5 protein-coding genes and 1 pseudogene are annotated in these 6,459 nt (G+C 69.7%); all 6 read left to right on the forward strand.

Going from position 1 to position 6,459, the window contains the following annotated elements; all coding sequences use genetic code 11:
* The first annotated feature begins 21 nt into the window (after positions 1-21).
* Positions 22-1,041, forward strand: coding sequence for an FAD:protein FMN transferase (locus A9977_RS17800; RefSeq protein ID WP_183026208.1), 1,020 nt, complete (start codon positions 22-24; stop codon positions 1,039-1,041).
* Positions 1,042-1,043: 2 nt separating this feature from the next.
* Complete coding sequence (locus tag A9977_RS17805; RefSeq protein WP_183026209.1) at positions 1,044-2,399, forward strand: sulfite reductase subunit alpha; 1,356 nt, start codon at positions 1,044-1,046, stop codon at positions 2,397-2,399.
* 219 nt (positions 2,400-2,618) lie between these two features.
* Positions 2,619-4,991, forward strand: a complete 2,373-nt coding sequence (locus A9977_RS17810) for a catecholate siderophore receptor Fiu (RefSeq protein WP_183026210.1) — start codon at positions 2,619-2,621, stop codon at positions 4,989-4,991.
* A gap of 87 nt (positions 4,992-5,078) precedes the next feature.
* Positions 5,079-5,756, forward strand: coding sequence for a Fe2+-dependent dioxygenase (locus tag A9977_RS17815; RefSeq protein ID WP_183026211.1), 678 nt, complete (start codon positions 5,079-5,081; stop codon positions 5,754-5,756).
* Between the two features lie 115 nt (positions 5,757-5,871).
* Positions 5,872-6,144, forward strand: a complete 273-nt coding sequence (locus A9977_RS17820) for a bacterioferritin-associated ferredoxin (RefSeq protein WP_183026212.1) — start codon at positions 5,872-5,874, stop codon at positions 6,142-6,144.
* 97 nt (positions 6,145-6,241) lie between these two features.
* A pseudogene (locus A9977_RS17825) lies at positions 6,242-6,459 on the forward strand (energy transducer TonB); the annotation flags it as partial.

The following is a 6,459-nucleotide window of genomic DNA, read 5'->3' on the forward strand; positions in this document are numbered from 1 at the left end:
GCGGCTCCGAACGCAGCCGCCGTGACGCAGCGCCCTTCCTTCGCCACCTGGCGCGCCGGCGGCTACGCGAATGCGGCCGCGCCGCGCCGCGCCGATCCAGCCAGCCTGCAGAAGCTGGCCGGTCGCACGATGGGCACGACCTGGTCGCTGGTGTTCGACAACCCCGCCATGCGCGCGCTGGACGCCGTCGAGGCCACGGTGCAGGCGGCACTGGACCGCGTGATCGACCAGATGAGCACCTGGGAGAGCGGATCGCACATCAGCCGCTTCAACGCCGCCCCCGCCGGCAGCCGGCAGGCGCTGCCGCCGGCTTTTGCCGAGGTGCTGGGCTGTGCCTTGCACTGGGCGCAGGCCAGCGAGGGCGCGATCGACCCGACCGTCGGCCCGCTGGTTGCGCTCTGGGGCTTCGGCGCGCACGCACAAGACGCATCCGGCGCGGTGCAGACCCCCTCCCCCGCCGCACTGGCCGACGCGCGTTCGCGCACCGGCTGGCGGCGGCTCGCATTCGATGCCGCCGCAGGCTGCATCACCCAGCCTGGCGGACTCTCGCTGGACCTCTCCGGCGTGGCCAAGGGCTTCGCGGTCGATCAGGTGGCCGAGGCGCTGCAGGCGCTGGGCCTGCGCGACCTGCTGGTGGAAGTGGGCGGCGAGTTGCGCGGCCTGGGACAGCGCCCCGGCGGCGCGCCCTGGCGCGTGCGTGTCGATGCGGACGGCGAAGACCTGCCGCCGGTGGCGTTGAACGATCTCGCCATCGCCACCTCGGGCGATCGCTGGCATGCGCACGAACACGGCGGGCGCCGCTGGTCGCACACCATCGACCCGCGCACGGGCGAGCCCGCCTCGGCCGCGTTGGCCTCGGTCACGGTGCTGCATGCGCGCTGCATGCAGGCCGATGCGCTGGCCACCGCGCTCACCGTGCTGGGGGCGGTCGACGGCCCGGCCTTCGCGCAGCGCCACGGCCTCGCCGCGCTCTTCGTCTGCCGCGACGGCAGCGCGCCGCGCGTGACGGCGACCGAGGCCTGGCGCGCACTCAACCCCTGAAGATGACCGAGCCTCTTGTGCGCGCCCTGGCCGCGGGCCTGATGCTGCTGGCCTATGCGGCGATGTGCCTGGCGATCTGGCGGCGCGAACGGCGCCGTCGCGCGGCCGACGCGCGGGCGGCGAGCGCGCTGGCGGGCGACGGCCAGCAGCCGCCCGTGCTGGTGCTGTTCGCCAGCCAGACCGGCCAGGCCGAAGCCATCGCCTGGCAGACCGGGCGCGCGCTGCACGCCCAGGGCACGCCGGCGCGCGTGATGTCGCTCAACGACCTCGACGCGCCCACGCTGCACGCCGCGCAACAGGCGCTGTTCGTCGCCAGCACCTACGGCGAGGGCGACGCACCCGACGGCGCGAGCCTGTTCACCGAAACCCTGATGGGCACCGCGCCGGCCCTGCCCGCGCTGCGCTATGCGCTGCTGGCGCTGGGCGACCGCCAGTACGCCCACTTCTGCGGCTTCGCGCGCGCGCTCGACGACTGGCTGCAGTCCTGCGGCGCCGTGCCGCTGGCGCCGCGCATCGAGGTCGACAACGGCGACCCGGCGGCGCTGGCCGAATGGCATGCGCAATGGGGCGGCGGCGCCCTCGAAGCCACGGAAGACGAGGCCTTCGCGCCCTGGCAGCTGGTCTCGCGCACGCTGCTCAATGCGGGCAGCGAAGGCGGCCCGGTCTTCCACCTGGGCTTGCGGCCACCGGCGGGCGTGGCGATGCAGTGGCAATCCGGCGACCTGGCGCAGGTCGCGCTGGCCGACGACCCCGGCCGGCCGCGCGACTATTCCATCGCCTCGCTGGCCGCCGATGGCGAGCTGCAGCTGCTGGTGCGCCAGGAATGCCATCCGGACGGCACGCTGGGCAAGGCCTCGGGCCTGCTCACCTCGACGCTGGCCCTGGGCGATTCGGTCGCGCTGCGCGTGCGCGCGCACCGCAACTTCCGGCTCGACGACAACGCGGGGCGCCCGCTGATCCTGATCGGCAACGGCACCGGCCTGGCCGGCCTGCGCAGCCACCTGCGGGCACGCGCCCGGGCCGGCCAGCACGACAACTGGCTGCTGTTCGGCGAGCGTCAAGCGGCCCACGACCAGCTCTACCGCGACGAACTCGACGCCTGGAAGTCCGAAGGCGTGCTGCAGCGGCTGGACCGGGTGTTTTCGCGCGACCAGGCCGAGCGCCTCTACGTGCAGCACCGCCTGCTGCAGGCCAGCGACGCGGTGCAGGCCTGGCTGGCGCGCGGCGCGGCGGTCTACGTCTGCGGCAGCCTGCAAGGCATGGCCGGCGGCGTCGACGCGGCGCTGCGCCAGATCGCCGGCGACGCGACGGTGCGCGAACTCACGGCCAGCGGCCGCTACCGGCGCGACGTGTACTGACACGTCACGCAGCCTGTCGCCGCGCTTCGTTGCAGTTCAGCAACAACTTTTGCGCATTTCGTGACACGCAGTATTGATAGTCATTATCATTCGCACGCCTCGCGCAGCCGCCCAGGGGCACCTCCACCCAGCCAGTCTTCCGCCTGCACACGTCCGTGTGCAGCGCCTGATCCGCCAGTCGAGTTCTCATATTTTTCCCGTCTCTTACGGAGAACACCCATGGCCTATATCCAAAGTCGCAAGCACACCACAACACGCGCCATCGTCCCCCTGAGCGGCATCGCCGCCGCCACGCTGGCCGCCTTCGCCATGCCGGTGGCCGCGCAGACCGCCAACACGCTCAAGGAAGTGCGCGTGCAGGATTCCACCACCGCCGCCGACTACAAGGCCGACACCTCGGCCAACACCAAGTTCACGGCGCCGCTGGTCGACACGCCGCAGACCATCTCGGTGATCAAGGAACAGATCATTCGCGAACAGGGCGCGACCACGCTGTCGGAAGCCCTGCGCAACACGCCGGGCGCGAGCGCCTTCTACCTGGGCGAGAACGGCAACACCAGCACCGGCGACGCGATCTACATGCGCGGCTTCGACAGCTCCAGCAGCATCTTCGTGGACGGCGTGCGCGACCTGGGTTCGGTCTCGCGCGACGTGTTCAACATCGAGCAGGTCGAAGTGGTCAAGGGCCCGGCCGGCACCGACGTCGGCCGCACCTCGCCCACCGGCTACATCAACCTGATCACCAAGAAGCCCAAGCTCGAGGACAGCTTCACCGGCTCGGTCGGCCTGGGCACCGACAGCTACAAGCGCGGCAGCCTCGACTGGAACAAGGCGCTGAGCGGCGAGAACGGCGCGGGCGCGGCCTTCCGGCTGAACGTGATCGGCGAAGACGCCGACGTTGCCGGCCGCGACGTGGTGAAGAACAAGCGCTGGGGCGTCGCGCCCTCGCTGGCGCTGGGCCTCAACACGCCCACGCGCCTGTTCTTCGACTACGTTCACGTGCAGCAGGACAACATCCCCGACGGCGGCGTGCCGACCATCGGCCTGCCCGGCTACACCTCGCCGGACAACCTGGCCTTCGCCGGCCGCCGCACCTTCCTGAACTCCGCCGCGCGCGTGAATTCGAGCAACTTCTACGGCACCAGCTCCGATTTCGACAAGGTCAAGTCGGACATGTTCACGGCCCGGGTCGAGCACGACATCACGCCGGACATGACGATCCGCAACACCACGCGCTACGGCAAGACCTCGCAGGACTACATGCTGACAGCCTTCATGGGCGGCGGCCTGCCGGCCAACGGCGCCCTGCCGGCCGCCACCGGATCGTTCCTCGCCACGCCCGTGCCCGGCAATCCCGCGACCTGGACCGTGACGCGCAACCTGCCCACCAACAAGCTGCAGGAAAACACGATCTTCGCCAACCAGACCAACCTGAACGCGAAGTTCAACACCGGTTCGATCGGCCACTCGGTGAGCGCCGGCGTCGAGCTGATGCGCGAGGAACAGAGCAGCCGCGGCTTCTTCGGCCCGGCCGCCACCTCCAACGGCCGTCCGGTCAACAACGGCTACTGGCCCGCGGCCAACCTCTATGCGCCCGACCCGAACGTGACGGGCTACCAGCGCATCCGCAGCGGCGCCGACAGCAAGGGCACGACCACCACCATCGGCCTGTACGCCTTCGACACGCTCAAGCTCAACGAGCAGTGGCAGATCACCGGCGGCCTGCGCTTCGACCACTACAGCACGGACTACACGGCCGCCACGCTGTCGACCGCCACCACGGCGCCGACGCTGCCGGTCGGCACGCTGATGCCCACCTCGCTCAAGCTGTCGGACAACCTGTTCACCGGCAAGATCGGCGTGGTCTACAAGCCGGCCGAGAACGGCAGCGTTTACGCGGCCTACGGCACCGCGGCCCAGCCGCCGGGCGGCGCCAACTTCGCGCTGAGCGCGGGCGGCACCGGCAACAGCGCGGCGCGCGTGGACTTCAACCCGCAGAAGGCCAAGACCGTGGAGTTCGGCACCAAGTGGGACGTGCTGAACAAGCGCCTGGCGCTGACGGCCGCGATCTACCGCACCGACGTGACCAACGAAGTGGTGCAGGACGCGGTCTCGCAGCTGTACTACCAGACCGGCAAGAAGCGCGTCCAGGGCATCGAGCTCGGCGCGGCCGGTGCCATCACCGACGCATGGGGCGTAAGCGCGGGCTTCACCACCATGGACACCAAGGTCGCCAGCGGCCCGGTGGTGCTGGCCGACGGCGGCACCGCGCTGGCCTACACGCCCAAGAACGCCTTCACCGCCTGGACCACCTACGTGCTGCCCTTCGGCCTGACCGTCGGTGGCGGCGCGCGCTACAACGGCAAGCTGCACCGCGGCACCGACGGCGCGGTCGGCACGCCGGCCACGGTCGACGCCTACTGGGTGTTCGACGCGATGGCCTCCTACCGCATCAACAAGAACATCGACCTGCAGTTCAACCTGTACAACGTGTTCGACAAGGACTACGTCGCGGCGATCAACAAGAGCGGCTACCGCTACACGCCGGGCGCCCCGCGCACCGCGCGCCTGACCGCCAACTTCGCCTTCTGACCTGCGTCAGCCCGTCGCATCCGCCCGGGTGCGACACTCCCAGCCTCGGCGTCCCGCCGGGGCTTTTTTCATCGTGAGACTGCTGAAATGATGCTGCACATTCCCGAGGTGCTGAGCGCGGCCCAGGTCAACGAGATGCGCGCCGCGCTGGACGCGACCGACTGGGTCGACGGGCGCGAGACGGTGGGCGCGCAGGGCGCGCAGGTCAAGCGCAACCGGCAGCTGCCCGAGCAATCGCCGGTCACGGCCCAGCTCGGCGGCCTGGTGCTGGCCGCGCTCGCGCGCAGCACCCTCTTCTTCTCGGCGGCCCTGCCCCTGCGCTTCGTGCCGCCGCTGTTCAACCGCTACGAGGGCGGCGAGCACTACGGCCTGCACGTCGACGGTTCGGTGCGCCGCACCGGTGCGGGCCAGCAGCTGCGCACCGACCTGTCCTGCACGCTGTTCCTGGCCGAACCGGAGGACTACGACGGCGGCGAGCTCGAAGTGGTCGACACCTACGGCGTGCACGAGGTCAAGCTGCCGGCCGGCGACCTGATCCTGTACCCGGCCTCGAGCCTGCACCGCGTGACGCCGGTGACCCGCGGCGCCCGGGTGTGCTCCTTCTTCTGGCTGCAGAGCATGGTGCGCGACAACGCACAGCGCGCCATGCTGTTCGAGCTCGACCAGACGATCCAGAAGCTGCGCGCACGCCTGGGCGAATCCGAGGAAACGGTGGCGCTGACCGGCCAGTACCACAACCTGCTGCGCATGTGGTCGGAGGTCTGAAACGGGCGGCGAGACGGTACCCCGGCCAGCGCCAAGGGATAGTCATTGCAAATGCGACAAATTCGTATTTATAATTGGCTTTCTTCAACCAGCCAGCCAAAGCGCCTTCACTGCCATGATCGTCTGCGTGTGCCGCCGAGTGTCCGACCGGGAAATCGCACGTCATGTGCGCGCCGGCATGACCTTCGACGAAGTGCAGTTCGAGCTGGGTGTTGCCACGCAATGTGGTCGATGCGAAGGCTGCGCCCGCGACGTGGTCGCGCAGTGCAGTGCTTCGCACCCGGTCGCCGCGCTCAACCGCGACGACGGGGCCCGGACCATCCAGCTTGCCACTTCCATCCAGGAAAGCAGCGCATGGAACTCTTCTCCGCACTCGCTGGCAGCCTGATCTTCGTCGCCGGCTCGGTCTGGTGGATTTTTCGCAAATAGACAGCGGTTTGTGCTGCACTAGGGTTTGCCTCCGGCAGATCCTGATCGATGGGTAAATCGTGTCCGACCGCTTTTCTTCGTCTCCTCCCACGGCGCTGGGCCTGTCCCGCAACGCCGTCATCGCGGGCAGCGTGGTGCTGTTCCATGTGGCCGCACTCTGGGCGCTGCAGAGCGGCCTGATCCGCAAGGCCGCCGAAGTGATCATTCCGGTGGAAATCATGAGCGAGTTCATCGAACCGCCCAAGCCCAAGGAACCGCCGCCGCCCCCTCCTCC

The sequence above is a fragment of the Variovorax sp. UMC13 genome (assembly GCF_014170375.1).
In the GTDB taxonomy this organism is placed as follows: Bacteria; Pseudomonadota; Gammaproteobacteria; order Burkholderiales; family Burkholderiaceae_C; genus Variovorax.

Coding starts and splice junctions, on each gene's coding strand:
- A9977_RS17810 (WP_183026210.1), top strand. CDS start 2,619: ATGGCCTATATCCAAAGTCGCAAGCACACCACAACACGCGCCATCGTC.
- A9977_RS17820 (WP_183026212.1), top strand. CDS start 5,872: ATGATCGTCTGCGTGTGCCGCCGAGTGTCCGACCGGGAAATCGCACGT.
- A9977_RS17805 (WP_183026209.1), top strand. CDS start 1,044: ATGACCGAGCCTCTTGTGCGCGCCCTGGCCGCGGGCCTGATGCTGCTG.
- A9977_RS17815 (WP_183026211.1), top strand. CDS start 5,079: ATGATGCTGCACATTCCCGAGGTGCTGAGCGCGGCCCAGGTCAACGAG.